10 protein-coding genes are annotated in these 21501 nt (G+C 33.4%); all 10 read right to left on the reverse strand.

The genetic code is table 11. The features are described from left to right. Positions 1–123: 123 nt before the first annotated feature. Complete coding sequence (locus DIS18_RS05065) at positions 124–1401, reverse strand: carbohydrate binding domain-containing protein (protein WP_109351930.1); 1278 nt, start codon at positions 1399–1401, stop codon at positions 124–126. Positions 1402–1579: 178 nt separating this feature from the next. Continuing rightward, entirely contained in the window at positions 1580–4867 is a 3288-nt protein-coding gene (locus DIS18_RS05070; protein WP_181363983.1) for a VCBS repeat-containing protein, read from the reverse strand. Positions 4868–4952: 85 nt separating this feature from the next. After that, the gene (locus DIS18_RS05075; RefSeq protein ID WP_109351932.1) at positions 4953–8258 is read right to left on the reverse strand and encodes a VCBS repeat-containing protein; all 3306 of its coding nucleotides are present in this window, start codon (positions 8256–8258) and stop codon (positions 4953–4955) included. Between the two features lie 6 nt (positions 8259–8264). Beyond that, complete coding sequence (locus DIS18_RS05080; RefSeq protein WP_109351933.1) at positions 8265–10883, reverse strand: family 16 glycosylhydrolase; 2619 nt, start codon at positions 10881–10883, stop codon at positions 8265–8267. Positions 10884–11019: 136 nt separating this feature from the next. After that, positions 11020–12855: a T9SS type B sorting domain-containing protein gene (locus tag DIS18_RS05085; protein WP_109351934.1), complete on the reverse strand. Its 1836-nt coding sequence runs from the start codon at positions 12853–12855 to the stop codon at positions 11020–11022. Positions 12856–12981: 126 nt separating this feature from the next. Then, positions 12982–15948, reverse strand: a complete 2967-nt coding sequence (locus tag DIS18_RS05090) for a T9SS type A sorting domain-containing protein (protein WP_109351935.1) — start codon at positions 15946–15948, stop codon at positions 12982–12984. Between the two features lie 536 nt (positions 15949–16484). Next, the gene (locus DIS18_RS05095; protein ID WP_109351936.1) at positions 16485–17426 is read right to left on the reverse strand and encodes a glycoside hydrolase family 17 protein; all 942 of its coding nucleotides are present in this window, start codon (positions 17424–17426) and stop codon (positions 16485–16487) included. A gap of 60 nt (positions 17427–17486) precedes the next feature. Then, positions 17487–18398: a glycoside hydrolase family 17 protein gene (locus DIS18_RS05100; RefSeq protein WP_109351937.1), complete on the reverse strand. Its 912-nt coding sequence runs from the start codon at positions 18396–18398 to the stop codon at positions 17487–17489. Between the two features lie 13 nt (positions 18399–18411). Further along, the gene (locus DIS18_RS05105; protein WP_109351938.1) at positions 18412–19974 is read right to left on the reverse strand and encodes an MFS transporter; all 1563 of its coding nucleotides are present in this window, start codon (positions 19972–19974) and stop codon (positions 18412–18414) included. 16 nt (positions 19975–19990) lie between these two features. Beyond that, a complete protein-coding gene (locus DIS18_RS05110) occupies positions 19991–21493 on the reverse strand; it encodes a glycoside hydrolase family 30 protein (RefSeq protein WP_109351939.1) in 1503 nt (500 codons plus the stop codon). Between the last annotated feature and the right edge of the window lie 8 nt (positions 21494–21501).

The following is a 21501-nucleotide window of genomic DNA, read 5'->3' on the forward strand; positions in this document are numbered from 1 at the left end:
ATATTATAATATGTAAGTCTCTGTATTGTATTATTAATAATACAATAAGTAAGTAGCAGTTTATAAAAAAAGGGAATGAAGTATATACTTCACTCCCTTTCAAACAAACTTAATTAAATTAAACTATTTTTTAATTAGTTTTATGCTATCAATCCCTGTAGCTGTTTTTATTTGAGCAAAATACAAACCTGATTTTAAGTTTGAAGCGTCAACTTCTACCTCGCTAGTATTTGGAGATAATGATAATACTTGTTTACCTAAAACATCAAATACGCTAATAGTTTGTATTTGAATATTATCTGTTTTGATTGTCCAAGTATTATAAGTTGGATTAGGATATGTTTTAAATGTTGCTTTTTCAGCATCTTGTACATCTAAAACTACCAATTGAAGAGAAACATTATCAATAAATACAAAACCTGTTTCTGCTCCCATATCAAATATTACTCGGCTATTCATTGAGCCAGCTGAACCATAATTCGCTGCTAAAGTATAAGTGAAAGTTGTTTTAACATCAGTTAGAGACGTAGTTACTGTATTTGCATCAAATGGAGATGTGTCTTGACCAATGCCAACAATCATACTTCTTGTAGTTCCTGTTGCTGTATAAGCATCGAAAGAAAAAGTATAAGATGCACCGTCTGTTAAGGAAAGGTCTCCTTGGCTAAGACTTACATCCCATGGATTTCCAGCAGTCATAATATTTGCTTCGTTTACAAAGTTACCACTTCCATCGTCAACTGGATTAGCTGCATTACCACCCCAAGGCGCTGCAACACCAGTATCGAAATCTCCGTTTGTTAGAAGTTCACTTCCAGCTGGTGGACAAGAAGGACAAGTGGCTCCGCCACAATCTACTCCTGTTTCATCACCATTTTGAATGCCATCTGTACATGTTGGTGATCCTCCTCCCACTAATTCAAGAGAAACATTATCAATAAATACAAAACCTGTTTCTGCACCCATATCAAATACAACACGACTATTCATGGCTCCAGCAGAACCATAATTTGCTACTAAATCATATGAAAAGGTAGTAACAGCATCGGTTAAACTCGTAGTTACTGTATTAGCAGAAAATGCCCCTGAATCTTGACCAATACCGGCAATTATGTCTCTTGTAGTTCCTGTAGCTGTATATGCGTCAAAAGAAAGTGTATAGGTTTGTCCATCAACTAATGATAAATCTCCTTGGCTAAGACTTACGTCCCAAGGGTTACCAGCTGTCATAATATTTGCTTCATTTACATAGTTTGAACCACTACCATCATCAACAGGGTTAGCTGCATTACCACCCCAAGGAGTAGCAACCCCCGTTTCAAAATCTCCATTAGTAAGTAGGTTTTGTGAAAACCCTAGAGAAGTTATCAGTAAAAAAGTTAAAAAAGTAATTTTTTTCATAATGTCTTTGTTTTAGTTTTGTGTACATGCAATATCAAACATAAAATGATAAAACACTGTTAAACACAACAATACAAAACCTATACACATAGAAAATTACCAATACAAATCAATATTCACCAATACATAACCCATACATATTAAAACATCATTAATTTTAGTGTAGCAACAGACCCGATTATTTTTTAAAAGAAGTTATTGTATCATCGTTATTTGTTACTATAACTATATCATTACTTTTTTGTTTAATAATATTCAAATCCCTACTGTCTTGAGGAGTAAAAAATCCGCTTTCTGTTGGAGGTAAGAATTTAAAATTATTATTACCATCTCCTAAGAGAACGGTACCGTTTCCAGCATCGTACCTTGTGGTTTCAATTTCAACACCGTAATGATTACCAGTTGTAACAATATCTTTATATCCATCTCCATTAAAGTCCATAACTAATGACGATTTTAATGGTGAAAATTGTGTTTCAATTGGTAAGCTTTGTTGTTTTAAATTACCATTATCATTTATTAATACAATACTTTCAAAATTAGATATTTCATATACTACAGCGCCTTTAACTTTATCATCTGGCAAAATATCTAATAGCTTAGAAGAGGCAAAACTATTAAAGTCTTTAAATTTTTCTGCAACAAATGGCATCTGTTGACTAGTACATTCTCTACCTCTAACTGGCACATAATCATCTTTATAAAATTTAGCAAGAACAATATCATTAGTGCCATTGTCATCAAAATCATTAGCATAAATCTTAAAAGGATGCTCTTTACTTGCCTTAAATTTGTTGTTCTTACCAAGGTTACCAATTATATAATCATCGTCTCCATCATTATCTAAATCATCAGCTGTAATAGACCACCACAAGCCTCTAGTATTTTCTAATCCATATGCCTTAGATTTATTCTGAAAAACGCCTTTATTATTAATTAAAACGTTTATAGCCATCCATTCTCCTACAATTATTAAATCTGCGTCTTGATCTTGATCAATATCTGTAAAAACAGCATCAGTAACCATTCCAATATTACTAAGATCTGGCACGTTTTGTTCTGGAGCTTTTTTAAATACACCTCCATCATTAATAAGTAAATAGCTAGTAGCAGGAAAACCATATTGCCTATAAATCAATCTGGTACCTACAAACAAATCCAAATCTCCATCACTATCAATATCAGCTGTTTTAACACATTGAGAGCTTTCAAATATGTTAGGTAATGCACTACTATTTTTCACAAACCGACCCTTGCCATCATTTATATATAATCTATCTTTTAGTCGGGCATCTCCAGGTTTGAATTCACTACCTCCGCTTGCTACAAACAAATCCATATCACCATCTCCATCAACATCTAAAAACAAAGCCCCTAAGTCTTCAGATACTTTATCGTTATTCCATGGTTGTGAAGAGTTTTCTACAAATCTCTCATTGTCAGTTTGTAAATATAGTACTCCACTTTGCCCCGAAGCCCCACCAATAAACAAATCATCTAGATTGTCTCCGTTAACATCTGCAACAGCTGTAAAAGGACCATTTTGAGATACATTATGAGGTAATAAAACTTCCTCTTGATATTCATCGTACTTATTTTCTTGATGCTTAAAATCGATTCCTAATTCATTGATCTCAATTTTTGTCATCAATGTTTTTGATTCTTCATTAGTTTTATCCTTTAGCTTAGCCTTAGAATGTTTTGCTGTTAATACTTCATTTGCACTAACATTTTCATAAACATTTATTTTACCATCTGGCCATTCTACTTTTACGCTATCAACTCTTACATCTTTACCTAAACCAAAGAAAAAACCTGATTCTACTGATGATAAATACCCTCTTGAAACTGTATTATTTGCAACCTGTGTTTTTCCATTATGAGAAATAGTTGCTTTTGCTCCATATCCAAATTGATTTTTTTCTGAGCCTTTTAATTCAATTTTTAAAAAATTACCTGTCGCCTTATTTTTATAGACAAAGGCCTCAGATTCCATATTATTAATAACAATATCTAAGTCTCCATCATTATCTAAATCTGCATAAGCCATACCGCTAGAGAAGCTAGGAGTAGCAAACCCCCAATCTTTACTGACTTTTTCGAATTGAACATTACCTTTATTCTTAAAAGCATAATTTGACAAAGGTTGAGAAGGTGTATTTTTACTAACTTCGAAAAATTCCTTATGCGTAATTTTAAGACTTAAACTATTTACTTTAGACAAATAATCATTATTAAGCACATCTTTTTTAATACCATTTGAAACTATTACATCCTTCAAACCATCATTATCTAAGTCCACCATAAGTGTAGACCAACTCCAGTCAGTTCTTGATACACCTGATAAGTTGCCTATGTCTGAAAAACTTCCCATTCCTGTGTTAAGCTGTAAGGTGTTAACCATGTACTGATAATGTTTTCCTTGAGCTACGAAATCGTGAAAGTCTTTGGAACTCATGGGTTTCATATTAGTCTTACTTCTAAAGTGATCTTCTGAACTCATATCAATTGTGAACAAGTCCATTAATCCATCGTTATTAATATCTCCAGTGTCAGACCCCATGCTAAATCTTGAAAAATGCTTCATATTTTCATCGATTACATTTCTAAAAGTTCCGTCGCCATTATTATAATACATAGCGTCAGGTTCATCATAATCATTAGAAACATATAAATCGGTAAAACCATCATTATTGAAATCTGTGGCATTGACGCTTAATCCATATGCGAATTTTTGTGAGATTCCAGCTTTTAAAGACACATCATAATAACGACCATTTCTATTTTCATAAAGTCTATCCTTAAATATCTCTCCTTGTTTAGTATTAAACTTGTGCTTTAAGAATAATTTTTGATCTGCTGGCTGATTTACTTGATACATATCAAGATCTCCATCATTATCCATGTCGAAAAAAACGGCTTGTGTAGAAAAACCAGTATCTGCAAGACCATATTTCATTGCTGATTCTGTAAAAGTTAAATCTTGATTGTTGATGTACAATTGATTTTTTCGGTCTTCAGGGTTTATTAATAAACCATGTCGACTTACATAAATATCTAGATAACCATCAGCATTAACATCAGCCATAGTAACTCCCCATGACCATCCTGGATTTCTTGCGGCTCGAGATTTTTTTGTTATATCCTCAAACTTAAAATCACCCTTGTTAAGATAAAGTCTATCGTTAACTTGATTTCCGCAGAAATAAATATCTGGTAAACCATCATTGTTTAAGTCGCCTATAGCAACTCCAGCACCATTATATATTTGAGCAAAATAAAAGTGATTGAACATCTCTGTCTCTTTTATTTTATTATTAAAATCTATTCCGGTTTTTTCTGAAGACAATAATTCAAATCCACCAACTAAAGTTTCAGGGTTTAAATCTCTTACTGGTTTATTACAATTTACAATTAGAATGCACATTAATAGCATTAAATAGCTAATCTTACTTTTTACTCTCATTTTTAAATACTTTTTAACAAAAAAATTCATGTAGCACTTAAATTTTACTTTATTTATACAACATTATTGGTTCTTTAAATCTGTTTTAATTATATGTGCTCTTGTCCATAAGCACATTTAGCTTATCATCATTACTAGTAACAATAAATCCTCTTTTGTTATGGATTGTAATTTGATTTATTGATCGTGTATCATACGGTAAGTGCAACCCACTATCAATAGGTGAGATTGGATTAAAGTTGTTATTATTATCTCCTAGTAATACTAAACCAAAACCTGCATCATATCTTACTGTTTCAACCTCAACACCATAATGGTTACCTACAATAAGGATGTCTTTAACCCCATCGTTATTAAAGTCTCTAACAATTGAAGATTTTATTGGGCTAATTTGAGCTTCTATAGGCAATGATTTTCTTTTTAAGATTCCATTATCATTAATTAAAATGATACTTTCAAAATTACTTATCTCATAAACTACGGCGTTTTTAACTTTGTCTTCTGGTAGTATTTCAAGTAATTTTGATGAAGCAAAACTATGGTAGTCTTTAAATTTTTCAGCTACAAATGGCATTTGTTGACTTGTACATTCGCGGCCTCTTACGGGTACATAATCGTCTTTATAAAACTTAGCAAGTACAACATCATTAGTTCCATTCTCATCAAAATCGTTAGCATAAACTTTAAAAGGATGCTCTTTTGTAGCCTTAAATTTATTATTCTTCCCTAAATTACCAATAATGTAATCATCATCTCCATCTCCATCAATGTCTTCCGCAGTAATAGACCACCATAAACCACGAGTATTTTCTAAACCGAATTTTTTAGAGTCATTAACAAACTTACCATCGTTATTAGTTAATAACGTAATATTCATCCATTCGCCAACAATCATTAAATCATAGTCACCATCCTTATCAATATCAGTAAAAGCAGCGTCACTTACCATACCAATATTCACAAGCCCAGGAGCAATATCTTCATTAGCTTTTTTAAATTGTCCGTTGTCGTTAATTAAGATATAACTTGTAGCAGGAAAAGGATATTTTCCAGCAATAAGTCTCGTGCCAACAAACAAATCTAAATCGCCATCATCATCAATATCTGATGCTTTTACACATTGAGAGCTTTCTAGTATATTTGGTAATGCATTAGTGATTTTCTCAAAAACACCAGTCCCATCATTAATATATAATCTATCCTTTAGCGCAGGGTTCCCTTGCTTAAATTCATTACCACCACTTGCCACATAAAGATCTAAATCTTTATCACCATCTACATCTAAAAACAAGGCGCCTAAATCTTCAGATATTTTATCGTTCTCCCATGGTTGAGATTGATTAACCTTAAATTTCCCTTCTTTGGTTTGTAAATATAACACACCTGCTTGTTCTGATGCTCCTCCAACAAATACATCTTCTAAACCATCACCATTAACATCTGCAACAGCTGAAAAAGGCCCATTATTAGATAGTTTATGAGGTAATAATATTTCCTCAGCAAAATCATCAAACTCATTTTCTTTATGAGAAAAATTTAAGCCAATACTTGAGGCGTCTATTTGCGCTAATAATGTATTGGTGTTTTTGCTTGTTTTGTTAGACGAATTGACTGCCTTGTTGTAACTAGCAGTAATAACTCTATTTGCCTCTACATCTTCAAAAATATTTACTTTACCATCGCTCCAAATAACTTCAACCTTATCTACTTTAGTTTCTTTAGCCAAACCAAAAAACATCCCTGGCTCTACAGAAGAAATAAAGCCTCTGGTTAATGTGTTTTCAGCTAGTTGAATATTATCGCCATGATGAATAATAGCTTTTGCTCCTATACCAAACTTGTTTTTATCAGACCCCTCAAGTTTTATTTTTAAAAAATTTCCTGTTGCTTTATTTCGATAAACAAATGCAGGCTTATCAATATTATTGGTTACAACATCTAAATCGCCATCGTTATCTAAATCGCCATAAGCCATCCCATTAGAAAAGCTAGGTGTATCGAAACCCCAATCTTTAGTGATTTTTTTAAAATGAAGATTGCCTTCATTTCTAAAAACATAATTAGATATTTCTTGAGAAGGCGCCTCTTTGCTTAATTTAAACAACTCGTCTTCGGTTACTGTTTTTGGATTTAAGTTTCTTAAAACTTTTAAATAATCATTGTTATCAACATCTTTTTTTATACCATTAGAAACCATAATGTCTTTCCAGCCATCGTTATCTAAATCTACTAATAAACTGGCCCAACTCCAATCTGTGTAAGACATTCCCGCAACATTAGCAATATCTGAAAAAGTTCCAAGTCCTGTATTTAATTGTAATGCATTTGCCATATACTGATGATGTGCGCCCGCATTTACCATACTGTTAAATGCCTCAGTACTCATTGTTGCCATGTTGGTTTTAGAACGGTAATGATCTTCAGGTGTCATATCAGTTGTGATAAGGTCTAACAAACCATCATTATTAATATCACCTGAGTCTGACCCCATACTAAGTTGTGTAATATGCTTTAATTTTTCATTAATAACATTACGAAATGTACCGTCTCCATTGTTATAGTACATAAAATCTGGTTCTGCATAGTCATTAGCTACATACAAATCTACCCAGCCATCATTATTAAAATCAGTAGCGTTAACACTTAAACCATAAGACAAATCTCTAGAGATACCTACCTCTGCTGAAACATCTTTAAATCGCCCATTATCGTTTCTATAGAGTCTGTCTAAAAAATGTTTATATCGATCTTTAGGAAATTTATTAACTAATAATACTTTTTTATCAACCATTTGATTTACTTGATACATGTCTAAATCACCATCATTATCCATATCGAAAAAAACGGCTTGCGTAGAATACCCTACATCAGCTAATCCATAAGCCATTGCAGATTCTGTAAACGTAAGGTCTTGATTGTTAATATATAATTGATTTCTGCAATCTTCAAGGTTAATAGAATTTCCGTTTCTACTTACATAAATATCTAAGTATCCATCAGCATTAACATCTGCCATGGTAACCCCCCATGTCCATCCGCCATTTTTTGCCACTTTAGATTTTTTTGTAATATCTTCAAACTTAAAATCGCCTTTATTTAAATATAACCTATCAGCGACTTGATTGCCTCCAAAAAAAATATCAGACAAACCATCATTATTAATATCTCCAATAGCCACTCCAGACCCAACATATATTTGGCTATAGTAATAATGATTGAAAGTTTTTGTTTCATTAATAGTATTGCTAAAATCAATCCCTGTGCTTTCTGGTTTTAATAGCTCAAATCCACCAACTAAAGTTTCTGGATTCAGGTCTCTTATTGGTTTATCGCAACCGAAAAATAAAACGGTTAACAACACACAAATTACTGGACTTTTAACAATACTCATTTTTAATTATTTTTTTATAAACTTTAAATTTTGGTTTCCTTTATCTGTTTTTATTTTAGCAAAATATACTCCAGATTGTAAGTTAGAAACATCAAGCTTAACCTCATTAGAATTTGAACTAAGTTGTGTTACTTGTTTCCCAAATATATCAAATACTTCTATCAATTCTATCGTCTTGTTTTTTGATTTAACAAACCAATAGTCTTGGGTTGGGTTAGGAAATGATCTTAGTCTATCAGCATCAAAATTAGTTGTACTTAAAGACGTTCCGTTGGTAAAATAAACATTATCAATATATACTGTGCCATTTCCATCAAATTTATACTGATGTATATCATTTAAATCATAACTAAATCCTCCAGAATTATAATCTAAAAAGTGTTGAAGCGGTATAAAAACACTTTGCCATTGACTATAAACTATAGTTTCATCTCCTCCAGTATCTAGAATTGAATATCGAGGTTCTTCTGGTTCTCCACCAGCAAATCCTGCTGTTTTATCTATTAAGAAAAAATTAATGGCTTTAGAGTCGTATGTCCAATAATCAAAATGCACATGTGTGTAAGCTGTTACATCTACAGCATCCCATTTTGCTCCGTAATAAGACAAGTTTTCTAATTTACCTGTTTCATTGCCATTAGATTCAATTTCAATTATTGAATAGTTTCCTGTGCCATTAAAATCTAAAAAATTAAAATTAGAAACCCTATTAGTTGGGTATGCATCACTAAAAGCTGATAATACATTACTTTCATTTATTGTTGGGGATGGGGCAGAAGCTATTGGTTCAGTTAGTGGTTGTGTTTTTTGATACACTCTTACATAATCAACTACCATGCTCCCATCAGTAAAATTAGGATCAATTCCTTGTCCTAAAGTTCCACCCATTGCTACATTCATAATTAAAAAGAAATCTTTTGTGTATGGGTAATTATTATCCGTTTTTGGTGAAGGGTTATAGGTATAAAACAATACATCATCAACAAACCACTCTATTTTACCTTCTTCCCAAATAATACTATAATTATGAAAATCAGTAGGTGTCGGCATAGATATATGCGACCCAGATCCAGAACCACCAGACCCATCTGTATTATGCACCGTACCAAGAATAAAGTTTTCATTATTCCCTGTATGTTCCATAATATCTATTTCCCCAGTAGCTGGCCATGGTGTATCAGGAAAATCAGCACCAAGCATCCATAATGCAGACCATGTCCCATTTTCTATAGGTAATTTTGCTCGAATATCAATTTTGCCATATGTAAACTCAAATTTATCCTTAGAGAGTAATCTAGCCGAAGTATATGCACTACCATTAAAGTTTTCCTTCTTTGCTTTTATGGTAAGTAATCCATTATCAACGTATGCATTATCTAGCCTACTCGTGTAATACTGAGATTCTCCATTTCCCCAGCCTCCGGCTCCAATATCATAACCCCAATTTTCTGGACATGGTTTGCCGTCAATATCAAATTCATCTGCCCAAACAAGCACATAATCTACTCCAGGTAATGCACCTGTACTACCACCTGAAGAACACGCTGCTGGAGGTGGTGTTGCTAATTGAAGAGAAACATTATCAATAAACACAAAACCTGTATCTGCACCCATATCAAATATCACTCGGCTATTCATCGAACCAGCCGAACCATAATTTGCGTCTAAGGTGTATGTGAAAGTAGTTAAAACATCAGTTAAGGTTTCTGTTACAACATTAGCAGCAAATGGGGATGAATCCTGACCAATACCAACAATAATACTTCTCGTTGTTCCTGTTGCTGTATATGCATCAAAAGAAAACGTATAAGATGCGCCGTCTGTTAACGAAAGATCTCCTTGACTAAGCGCTACATCCCAAGGGTTGCCTGCAACCGCAACATCAGCTTGATTTACAAAATTTGATCCACTACCATCATCAACAGGGTTAATAGCGTTTCCAGTCCAAGGAGCTCCAGGAGGTCCTGCTTCAAAATCTCCATTAGTTAGGAGGTTGGATGTTGGTGCACATGGAACACAACTTGTTCCGCCACAATCTACTCCTGTTTCGTCTCCATTTTGTATTCCATCTGAACATGATGCAACCATATTTGATAAAACAATATCATCTATATAAAAAGTAAAGTTTGTACTTCCATCTCCTTCAATTCCATTATCAAAAATAACGACTATTTTATCATATAAAATTGACGAATTAACTCCTGAAAAATCAAACGTTAGTGTTTCCCATGCATTGGTAGTATTCATTGTTACTTCTTGCTCATAAAAGACAAATAATGGGTCTTCAGTAGTAACTTCTACTTTTAATAACACCTTAGTATTTGGCTTAACTGCATAGGCTTTCATGGTAAATGTATCATTATTAGCAAAATCTAAAGATGAACTTAGTATTAATGAACTACCTCCCCAAGTTTCACCTGCGCTTTTAACCATTCTACCAACATTGGCAGAATTATTATCCGTATTACTTTGCGGATTAGCAATAGTAGTTACCACTCCGCCATCAAAATCTCCCCATGTTGTTGGAGATTCAAAATCTATTGGCATTGTGGCTTGTGCATTTGCAAGTGATACTGTAAAAAACACTAGAAGTAAAACTTTTCGAATCATGTTATTATATTTCATATTATTTATTTTAAATCATTATAATTAAATAGTGTATTGAGAATTGAACAAGAAATAAGTTATTATTAAAATGAGCATATTTAGCATGAGTAAAAATATTTCTAGCTTTAATAATTTCTTAAAAAACTTCATCATATTATCTTTTAAGTGCAAAGTGGGCTTTAAATGTACTTAAGCTCCCGTTACTAGGTTCAATATATTCTACTGTAAACCAATAGTCGTTTGTTTCCATTAGGTTTCCATTAAAATTTCCATCCCAACCTACACTTCCTGGGTTGATTTGTTTTAAGAACTTTCCATATCTATTAAACAAATAAATTTTTGCTTGTAATTGTTCGGATAATCCAGCAATATTCCAATTATCATTTATACCATCTCCGTTAGGCGTAAAATAGCTTGGATAATCAATTACCATAACTTCATCTGAAGAAAATCCACAGCCGTATGTGTCTTTAACTTCAATCTTATGTTTACCAAATGTTACATCATTAAAAACATTACTTTCTTGCCAAGACCCTCCATCTAAACTATACAGGAATTCTTGATAACCTTGACCGGTAGCTGAAACTTCAATCTTATGCGTATCAGCAAAAGCAAGTGTGGTTACTGTAACATTAATAATAGGAGGGGAGCTAATATTAACTATGGTACTAGCTGTATTAACACATCCTGTTACTAAATCTGTTATCTCTACTAAATAATCACCCGCTTCTTTAGGAAATAAATATGATTCATTTTCGTTTAACAATGTCGTGCTATTCAAGTACCATGAAAAACCATATTGATTAGTACTTAGTTTTGTGTCTATTAAAGGAAGGGGTTCTATTTCTTCTGTTCCATTTGTATCAACACATAGTATATATTCATCTTCCAACTCTATATTAGGCAGAAGTCTAACTCCAATATTAAAACTCCCTATATCAAAACATGATGCATCTCCAGTTAATATATTATCTATTCTGAAGTAAATGTTTTCGTTAGTATGCTGGTTATAGTAAGTATCTGGCAATTGAGGAAACCCTAGATTAGCATCTGTACTGTTGTTATAGTAAGACACAGAAAAAACAGAAGGGTCTTGACCATTTAAAATTTCAACATCTTTATTCCTTAAATTAAATTCTCCTAAACCATCATTTTCATTAAAGGTATCACAAAACAAATAATCATTTATATTAGAACTTGCTAGGGGTGTTTGTTGAAAAACTACATTAAATTCATACCGCTCTATAAGAACGCCATCTACATCATAAGCTTCTGATTTATAAATTTTTGTGTTTGAAACATCATATTCACTTCCATAAACGCCATTAATAATTGAAAAATTACCTGATCCATCATCTTCATACCATCTATAATATCTTATTGCTTGATTGGAACTAGCATCTAAAGTTAATGTGCCTCCCGAACAAGCCTCTAAATTTTTAGAAATAGGATCATTTAAAAACACACAATTGGACGTTGCGCTACCTGCTGTTTGTGTTACTGATATATAACCTGCGTCTCCAGAAAAGTTTGTGATTAAGAGTAAATAATACTCTCCTGCAAAAGCATTTTGTATATCTGCAAATTCAACAAAATCGTTAGCATAACTGCAATCTACTGTGTTGTTTGATGTTAAATCTGAAATACAAGGTGATTTAGGGTCGTTGAAAGGACCATACACTATAAAATCCACATCTAAATCTGGGCTTCCGCCTTGTGATGTGCTTTGTTCTATTTGAAATTGTAAGTCTCCATTATTTGCTATTTGGAAATAGTACCAAGACGGGTTACGTTGCGCCCTTAAGCAACCATAATTGGGCCCTGTTTCTGCTAGATTTAATCCCGAAGTATTTGGATAAATAAACTGCGTAGAACCACAAATTGGTTGTGCGTTAATACATGTTGTTATATCTGGATTTTGAGAAAAACCAAATTGTACTAATGCAATACAAACCAATATAGTTAGTAATATGTTTTTTAAAAATAGCATTTACTGATATAGAAACTGTTTAATATGTTAAATAAAAAAAGAAGTGTAGTTAGAGAACTAACTACACTTCTTAAAATAGGGTATATTAGAATACTCTCTTTTTTTAACTAATACTATAAATAGCTCTTAGTTTCTTACTAATTTAATAGTTTGAGACTTCGTTTTAGAAGCTATTCTAGCTAAGTATATTCCTGAAGGTAAGTTTGTACCATCAATAGAAATACTAGAAGCACTTGGTCTCATAGTTATAACTGATTCACCAAGGATGTTATACACCTCTACAGTTTCAATGTTTTCTTTATTAGTTTTTACATTCCATTTCCCGTTTGTAGGGTTTGGATAAGCTTCAAGAGCTAATAAATCAAATTTCTCTGCGCTTAACGTTGTATTCTTATGTAAATACAAGTTATCTATGAATGCTACATCTATTGTTCCTGCTACTGTAATAAGGTACTGAGTTAACGCTTCTCTAGCATCAATTCCGCTTCCTTTTCCATTAACCCAACCTGCAGCTTCAGTTAATGGTATATCAAGAGAAACCCATGTTTGGTTAAGGCTACCATCACCAGGTAAAGCAATAGTTAAATCTCCAGCATCTGTTTCACCAGCACCTCCTGTATGGTTAGATAATTTTTGGTTAAATACTTGTCCAGCAGTCCAAGCATCAGCAATCCAATAATCTAAATGGAAGTGAGTCATAGCTGAAGCATCTGTAACTGAACCTAAATCAGAACCTAAAAAGTTTGCAAAATCTATTCTAAGTACTTCATTACCTGCAATTGTTTCTTCAGCAAAGTCTGAATCATCCCAAGGCACATTATTTAAGCCAACAGCTGGACCGTAAGCTGTACCATAAATAGAAATAACATCTGCTGCAGCTCTAGCTGGTGGTGCTGGTGGTGCTGTTGTTGGTAAAACCAAAACTGTACATGGAGCACAACTTGTTCCACCACAATCTACACCTGTTTCATCACCGTTCATGATACCATCTGTACATGTTGGTCCTGGAGGTGCTACTGCCGATCCTTTAATTGCCCAAACCTCATCTACTAAAAATGTGTTTCCGGCTACTGGAGCATTCCAGTTAGGGTTAACTCCACTAGTACCAGATCCTGATCCTGCCCATAATGGGAAGAATGATATTTGAGGGTATTCTAAAGCTCCTGGAGCTTGACCTCCATCAGGGTTAGTTGAAAAATCAAAAGTAAGTGTTTCCCAACCTGTTCCATTATGTTGTGACTCAGCTGTAGAAAAAGAAGGAACTACTGCTGGATCTTCTATTCTAGATAAAATATTTATAGCTGTTGTAGAATAAATATCTACATTAACTGTTGCATCTGATGATAAATCTATATAGTTATCCTGTAAGATAAGATTTGCTTGTTGCCATGATTCTCCAGTATCAGAAGAAATAACTTCTAAAACATCACCTCTACCATCTCCAGTAGGATCTGCAATAATATTAAAAGAACCTAAACCATTGCTCTCCGTTACAGTTGGAGCTGGTGCTTCAAAATCTTCAATTAATTCTTGAACAGGTGCTGGTGGAGCAGCTACTGTAAGAGAAACATTATCAATAAATACAAAACCAGTTTCTGCACCCATATCAAATACAACACGACTATTCATGGCTCCAGCAGAACCATAATTTGCTTCTAAGTCATATGAAAAATTTGTTACAACATCGGTTAAACTAGTAATTACTGTATTAGCAGCAAAAGCTCCTGAATCTTGACCAATACCAACAATCATATCTCTTGTTGTACCAGTAGCTGTATATGCGTCAAAAGAAAGTGTATATGTTTCTCCATCAACTAATGATAAATCACCTTGACTAAGACTTACATCCCAAGGGTTACCTGCAGCTTGAACATCTGCTTGATTTACAAAATTTGAACCACTACCATCATCTACTGGGTTGGCCGCATTACCACCCCAAGGAGTAGCAACTCCTGTTTCAAAATCTCCATTAACAAGAATTTCTCCTGCAGCAGGACAAGGTGCACAACTAGTTCCACCACAATCTACTCCAGTTTCATCTCCATTTTGAATACCATCTGAACATGTTGGACCTGACCCCCCTACTAAAGTAAGAGAAACATCATCAATAAACACAAAACCTGTTTCTGCTCCCATGTCAAATAAAACTCTACTGTTTGCAAAGTCATTATAGTTAACAGTCATTTGATAAGTGAACGTTGTTGGTACATCAGTTAAAGCTGGGTTCTCTGTTATAGCGTCAAAATTATCAGCTGCTTCTCCTATTCCTGCAACCATCGATCTTGTTGCTCCAGTTGATGTATATGCTACAAATGAAAACTCATATGTTTCTCCAGCTGCTAAAGTAACTGTCTGTGCTAAATTTACATCCCAAGGGTTACCTGCAGCTTGAATATCAGCTTGGTTAACGAAATTTGAACCACTACCATCATCAACTGGGTTAGCGGCATTACCTCCCCATGGAGCTGCAGTTCCTGTTTCAAAATCTCCATTTGTAAGAAGGTTTGTTGCTGCTGCACAAGGTGCACAGCTTGTTCCTCCACAATCAACTCCAGTTTCGTCTCCGTTTTGAATACCATCGGTACATGTTGGCCCTGAACCTCCTACTAAAGTAAGAGAAACATTATCAATAAATACAAAACCTGTTTCTGCACCCATATCAAATACAACACGACTATTCATGGCTCCAGCAGAACCATAATTTGCAACTAAATCATAAGAAAAATTTGTTACAACATCGGTTAAACTAGTAATTACTGTATTAGCAGCAAAAGCTCCTGAATCTTGACCAATACCAACAACCATATCTCTTGTTGTACCAGTAGCTGTATATGCGTCAAAAGAAAGTGTATAAGTTTCTCCATCAACTAATGATAAATCACCTTGACTAAGACTTACATCCCAAGGGTTACCTGCAGCTTGAACATCTGCTTGATTTACAAAATTTGAACCACTGCCATCATCTACTGGGTTGGCCGCATTACCACCCCAAGGAGTAGCAACTCCTGTTTCAAAATCTCCATTTGTAAGAAGGTTTTGTGAATATCCCAAAGTCACAAATAATAGGGATACTAAAAAAATAATTTTTTTCATTATAATAATGTATTAGTTAGAATTTGTAGGTGTTTTAGAATTTGAGAGTCAACAAATATATTGTTAAAAGGATGTTGAATTGATAAAATGAAGCACTACAAAAAACATACAAATCAAAAAAAATGTATGTTTTTTGTTAATTTGACAGATTAAAGATATTTCTGTGCATTTAATCGTGAAGTCTTAGTGTTTTTAATCGATTTATTGACTTATAAGGAATTGTTGATATTACAGTTGTAGTGGTAATGTTGTGGTTGTGTTGTGAACTAAAGATTACCAATGCTCCTTTAAATAAGCATCTTATATAATTTTGTATTAAGTAGCACAGGTTGTTTTTACTAAAAAAGAAATCTTGCCTTAATTTGGTTAAAAAGGAGGATCTGAAAACCAATTGAAAACATTAGTAATTAAATAAATATTCAAATTAGCTTTTTATGTATTTAATGATTAGTAAACTATTAATCAAAAAAAAGCCTAATTAATATTAGGCGACAATTGTATTCAGATTAAAATTTAGCTTAATGTTTAACTAAAAATTATACCCAATTGGGTTTGATTCTTTTTTTTAAACTTTTAATATTAGTTCTATTGTCAACAAAATTTAAGTTTTCATTTTTGTCCCATAAACCCCAATAAGCTCCAACATCACCTTCAGCGCCAACTTTCCAGGATTCATCAAAAGATGAAAAATAGAATATATCAATATTATCCTCTTTTGACCATAATTGAGTGTTAATAAAATATTTCATTGCATTATCAGTAGACGGAAATGCACTATTTAAACCTTCCCCTTGACTTGGCCAACCAGTTTCTGTAATAATAACTTTCTTTCCATTTCCAGCTTTTAAAGCTTGATTATACATATCTTTCATATATAATAAAGAATACTCTATGCTGCAACCTTCCCAATATGGATAACAATTAGCCAATATAATATCACAGGCTTCTGTAATATTGGGTCTATATACAAACTCATAATAAGCATCTACATAACCTACAGGAACATCTTTAATGTCATTTTTCACATCTTGTATAAAACTTAATAACTCTTCTTCAGTTAAATCTCCTCTATACATTACCTCATTGCCTACTGCAGCGATATCAACATACCCATTATTAGAAAGCTTCTTTAAACCTTCAATTTCTTTCTTGTTAATATCCGTATCAGAACCTAACCAAGCGCCTACGAGGGTTTTCATTCCCATCTCTTTTGCTATCTTGGGAATCAATTCATTTCCATCAGTACACGAGAAAGAACGCACCCAATTTGTATATGGTTTTATTATCTTTAAACGTCTTCGAATTTGTTTTTCAGAAAGTTGATCCCCTGGCTCTTGACCTTCTTCATAAGGACTAAAACAAAGTCCATGCATACCTTTTTTAAGAACTCTTTTATAGCAATTCTGTAACCCCTTAGTAGTTTTATTGTCTAAACTTGAACCTGACAAAGACATTATTTTATTTCTTCTGAAAGACATTTTATCTCACTCTTTAAAAATTATAATTTACTTCTATATTGATTAATTAAAATTTAATTTTTAGAATTTTAAGTTTTCATGCTTATCCCAAAGCCCCCAATATGCGCCAACATCTCCCTCATCTCCAGTTTTCCAAGACTCATCAAAGGATGAAAAATAAAAAATTGGAATATCATTCTCTTCAGTCCATCTTATGGTATCTATAAAATATTTCATAGCCGCAGTATCGCTAGCAATGGCAGCATCTAATCCCCCGCCTTGACTAGGCCAGCCTGTTTCGGTAATAATAATAGGTTTGCCTTGTGCTGCATCAACCACAGAGCCAAACATAGCTTGCATGTGCCCTAAAGCATACTCTATTGGACAACCTTCCCAATAAGGATATAAATTTGCTAAAACAACATCCGTACTTTCAATTAAAATTGGGTGTCTAGAAAATTCATAATACGCATCTACATAACCTACCGGAATGTCTAACCCTTCTAAAGCTTTCTTAACACGATTGATATAGCCTACTAACTCTTCTAATGTTAAATCATTTCTATATAAAACTTCATTTCCAACAGCAGCTACATCAACATTACCAGCTTTAGCAAGAGCTATTAATCCTTCTATTTCTTTTTCATTATCTTCTTTATCGTCACTAAGCCATGCTCCTACCAAAGTCTTAAGACCATGTTTTTTTGCAATCACAGGTACGTATTCGTTTCCTTCAATACAGGAAAAAGATCGTATAGCTCCGACATGAGGTTTTAATATTTTAACACGCTCCTCTACCTGTTTAATACTTATATCATCTCCTGGTGATTGGCCGTCTTTATACATACTAAAGCATATACCATGAAAACCATCTTGAATTGTTTTATGCCATAAAGCTTTTAATTCTTCAATTGAATATTCCAAAAAGTTAATCCCTTTGGTAGCTTTTTGACTATATTTTGATTTGTAATATGATTCCTCTCTGTAAGACATTAATTATCATTTTTTAAAGTTCACCTCTACGCTCAACTAATTCAGCTTTAATCTCTTTTGCTCTTTTTTCACTTAAACTATATCTATACATAATCCAAATAGCAATAGCTGCAGTTGCAGATGGTATAATAATATCTGCTATTCTTAAACTATGCATGGTTTCTGCTGTTTGCGTTGGTGCGTCAGAAATAAAACCTACTAGTTTTAATACTAACCCTCCTAAAAACAAAGCTATTGACTGACCTATTTTAACCATTAACCAATAAATAGCACCAAAAGTGCCTTCTTTACGAGGCATACCATTTTCAAGCTCGTCTAAATCACATACGTCTGCAGTCATACTCATCATTAATGTAAATAAACCCCCTAAACCAAAAGCGATAAATGGTATTGGTAAAAATATCAACCAAGGAGAACCTACACTAGTATCTATGCTAAACCAAGACATGCCAATACTTTCTAAAAAAGGGTTTATAGATTCAAATAATGAAGCTACACCACTATTTAAAGATTGACCAAATGCTGTATTATTAAACTGTTGATTAAGACCATTATCAAAGCCCCACCATTTAAGAATATATCCAATTATTGAAATAACCGTTGAAATAATAAAAGCTCTTCGTTTACCCCACTTATTTGCCATTGCAGTTATTATAGGTATTACAATAAATGCTGTTGTTATTGCTGTAATTGTTGAAAACCAAGCCGGCCAAGTCCCTGCACTTGCGTAACTTCCATTATACATATAAAATACAATGATGTATACACTAAATGCCGCCACTAATTGAAAACCATTAAACACTAAAAAAGTTGCGCCACAAAGCTTCATAAATGGCTTGTTTTTTGATACTTGCTTAATTCCTGCCCAAAGATCTTTCATATTAGAGCCTAACGACTTTAAATTTATTTCTTTTCTATTTTCCATATTAGCAGAATCAATACCTCTACAAAAAATTGCGGGTAACAACCCAATAATAGCACAAACAGAACCAACGATAAGAGATAAGTGCCTTACGCCATGAGCTTGTGTTTCATAAATTGCAGGGTCGGCAATTATTACCCAAAACCAAGGAACAATCATCCAAGCTATTTGTCCGACAGTATTAGAAAAAGCCATTAATCTAGTTCGCTCGTTATAATCTGATGTCATTTCATAACCAAGCCCAACCAATGGTGTGGCATACATTGTATTACCAGCCAAAAATAGTATTGTTAAAGTGAGGAAATACCAAAAATTATACATTTGAGAATTTTCAGGATCCATCTGCCATGTTAAAGCAAATAATATTCCACTCAAAATAGCACCAACGAAAATAAATGGTCTTCTACGACCCCATTTAGACTTTGTGTTATCTGAAATAAAGCCCATTATAGGATCAGAAACCGCATCAAAAAGTCTTGGTAAAGCTCCTAAAATACCTGCGTATAAGGGATCCATCCCAAAAGCCGTAAGTAAAAAAAACATAAAGAAGCCTAATGCTCCTGGTAATAAATTAAGAACAAAATGTCCTGCACCAAATGCTGCTTTTTGTCCTAATGGCACTCTATCTTTAGCTACTGTTTTTACTTGTGGCATAATCTTATTGGTTTAGTTATACTTTTTCGTTTTTTGGAATTACAATAGTCTGTATTGCTTGCGCATCTATTGTAAATTCTACGTTTTTTTTATTCAATGATAGGTTTATTGTTTTTGGGGTTTTAAATTCATTAAAAAGAACAACCACTGTAGAGCCATCTGGATTAATAGCGGCAGTTGCCATTAATTTATCGTCAGTCTTTTCTAACGCAATAACTTTTGCTTCAGGCCTGATATATTTACTAAAATGAACCATAGTATGATAAAGTGGTGTAAAATACACTTCATCTGTGTCTGGGTTAACAATTACTGGGGCTATACACCAGTTTTTAAACCAGTTTGGGCCTCCTTTGGTATCTAGTACCATGTTCCAATCTACCCAACCATCGACCCAATTATTCAAACAACCTATAATGTCTCTTGCATAACGATTTACTGGCGCATATTTAGGATGTAAATGTTTATCTTTTTCAGGAGCCCAAGTAAACCCCCAATCTGTTGCTTCTTTTTTCCAATACCAAGCATCGTCTTCCCAAACAGGAGTTTCTGCATCTACACAAGCCTCAGATTGGATTAAAAACTTTTCTGGAGCTTTGTTGTGTGCATATTGCAATTCTTCAGGGAACACCTCAAACGTACTTGCATACCAATGTATAGCGGTGCCATCAAAATATTTAGAGGTTTCTTCATTTTTATATTGAGAATCAATCCATTCTTTTAAATGCTCTCTGTTTTGATCGTAACCTAATATTTTTAAATCTCCCTTACCATCTGCTTCTAATTTTGGCCCTAAATAATTCTGAACAAAATTGGTCATTTCATCAGGTGAATAATGCATACTTTCCCAATTGTTACCATTTCCTAAGGGTTCGTTTTCAACAGTAAATCCCCATATATCAATACCTTCTTCTTTATAAGCATCTGCATATTTTGAGAAAAACAAAGCCCATGTATCATAATACTCTGGTAGTAATTTACCACCAACCCAATTGTTGTTGTCTTTCATCCAAGGTGCTGCTGTCCAAGGTGAACCAAAAATTTTAAAACCATCAGTGGAAGCAGCCATAGCCTCTTTTATAAACGGAATTAAATCATCTTTATCTTCTTCAATAGAAAAATGCTCTAGGTTTTTATCACCCTCAACTGGGGTATAAGAATAATTACTTACTGAAAAATCACAAGAGTTCATGTGTGACCTTGTTAAAGAATAGTGCGCGCCATCTTTACTAAAATAGGCATCAATTATCTTTTTGCGATTCTCTTTACTTAGCTTATTTAATAAATAAGCTGATGCCTCAGTAAAAGCGCCACCAAAACCTGTAATGGTTTGAAGCTTTTCTTCGGGTTTTAATTTAATGGTTACCTTCTCTTCAGCATTTTTAAACTCAGTAATTTTTGAGAGTTTATTCCCTGCTTCAGAAGTTTCAAAAACTTCAACAGTTAGTGTTTTATCCTCATTATTGCAGCTTATCATAATTAAGGTTATTAATACTAGAGTTACGCGCTTTAAGGTTTTCATATTAAATT

The sequence above is a fragment of the Algibacter marinivivus genome (genome assembly GCF_003143755.1).
Taxonomy (GTDB): domain Bacteria; phylum Bacteroidota; class Bacteroidia; order Flavobacteriales; family Flavobacteriaceae; genus Algibacter_B; species Algibacter_B marinivivus.

What these genes read in the sequence shown, in the direction of transcription:
- DIS18_RS05065 (WP_109351930.1), bottom strand. Translation starts at nt 1,401, where the DNA reads ATGAAAAAAATTACTTTTTTAACTTTTTTACTGATAACTTCTCTAGGG.
- DIS18_RS05070 (WP_181363983.1), bottom strand. Translation starts at nt 4,867, where the DNA reads ATGAGAGTAAAAAGTAAGATTAGCTATTTAATGCTATTAATGTGCATT.
- DIS18_RS05075 (WP_109351932.1), bottom strand. Translation starts at nt 8,258, where the DNA reads ATGAGTATTGTTAAAAGTCCAGTAATTTGTGTGTTGTTAACCGTTTTA.
- DIS18_RS05080 (WP_109351933.1), bottom strand. Translation starts at nt 10,883, where the DNA reads ATGAAATATAATAACATGATTCGAAAAGTTTTACTTCTAGTGTTTTTT.
- DIS18_RS05085 (WP_109351934.1), bottom strand. Translation starts at nt 12,855, where the DNA reads ATGCTATTTTTAAAAAACATATTACTAACTATATTGGTTTGTATTGCA.
- DIS18_RS05090 (WP_109351935.1), bottom strand. Translation starts at nt 15,948, where the DNA reads ATGAAAAAAATTATTTTTTTAGTATCCCTATTATTTGTGACTTTGGGA.
- DIS18_RS05095 (WP_109351936.1), bottom strand. Translation starts at nt 17,426, where the DNA reads ATGTCTTTCAGAAGAAATAAAATAATGTCTTTGTCAGGTTCAAGTTTA.
- DIS18_RS05100 (WP_109351937.1), bottom strand. Translation starts at nt 18,398, where the DNA reads ATGTCTTACAGAGAGGAATCATATTACAAATCAAAATATAGTCAAAAA.
- DIS18_RS05105 (WP_109351938.1), bottom strand. Translation starts at nt 19,974, where the DNA reads ATGCCACAAGTAAAAACAGTAGCTAAAGATAGAGTGCCATTAGGACAA.
- DIS18_RS05110 (WP_109351939.1), bottom strand. Translation starts at nt 21,493, where the DNA reads ATGAAAACCTTAAAGCGCGTAACTCTAGTATTAATAACCTTAATTATG.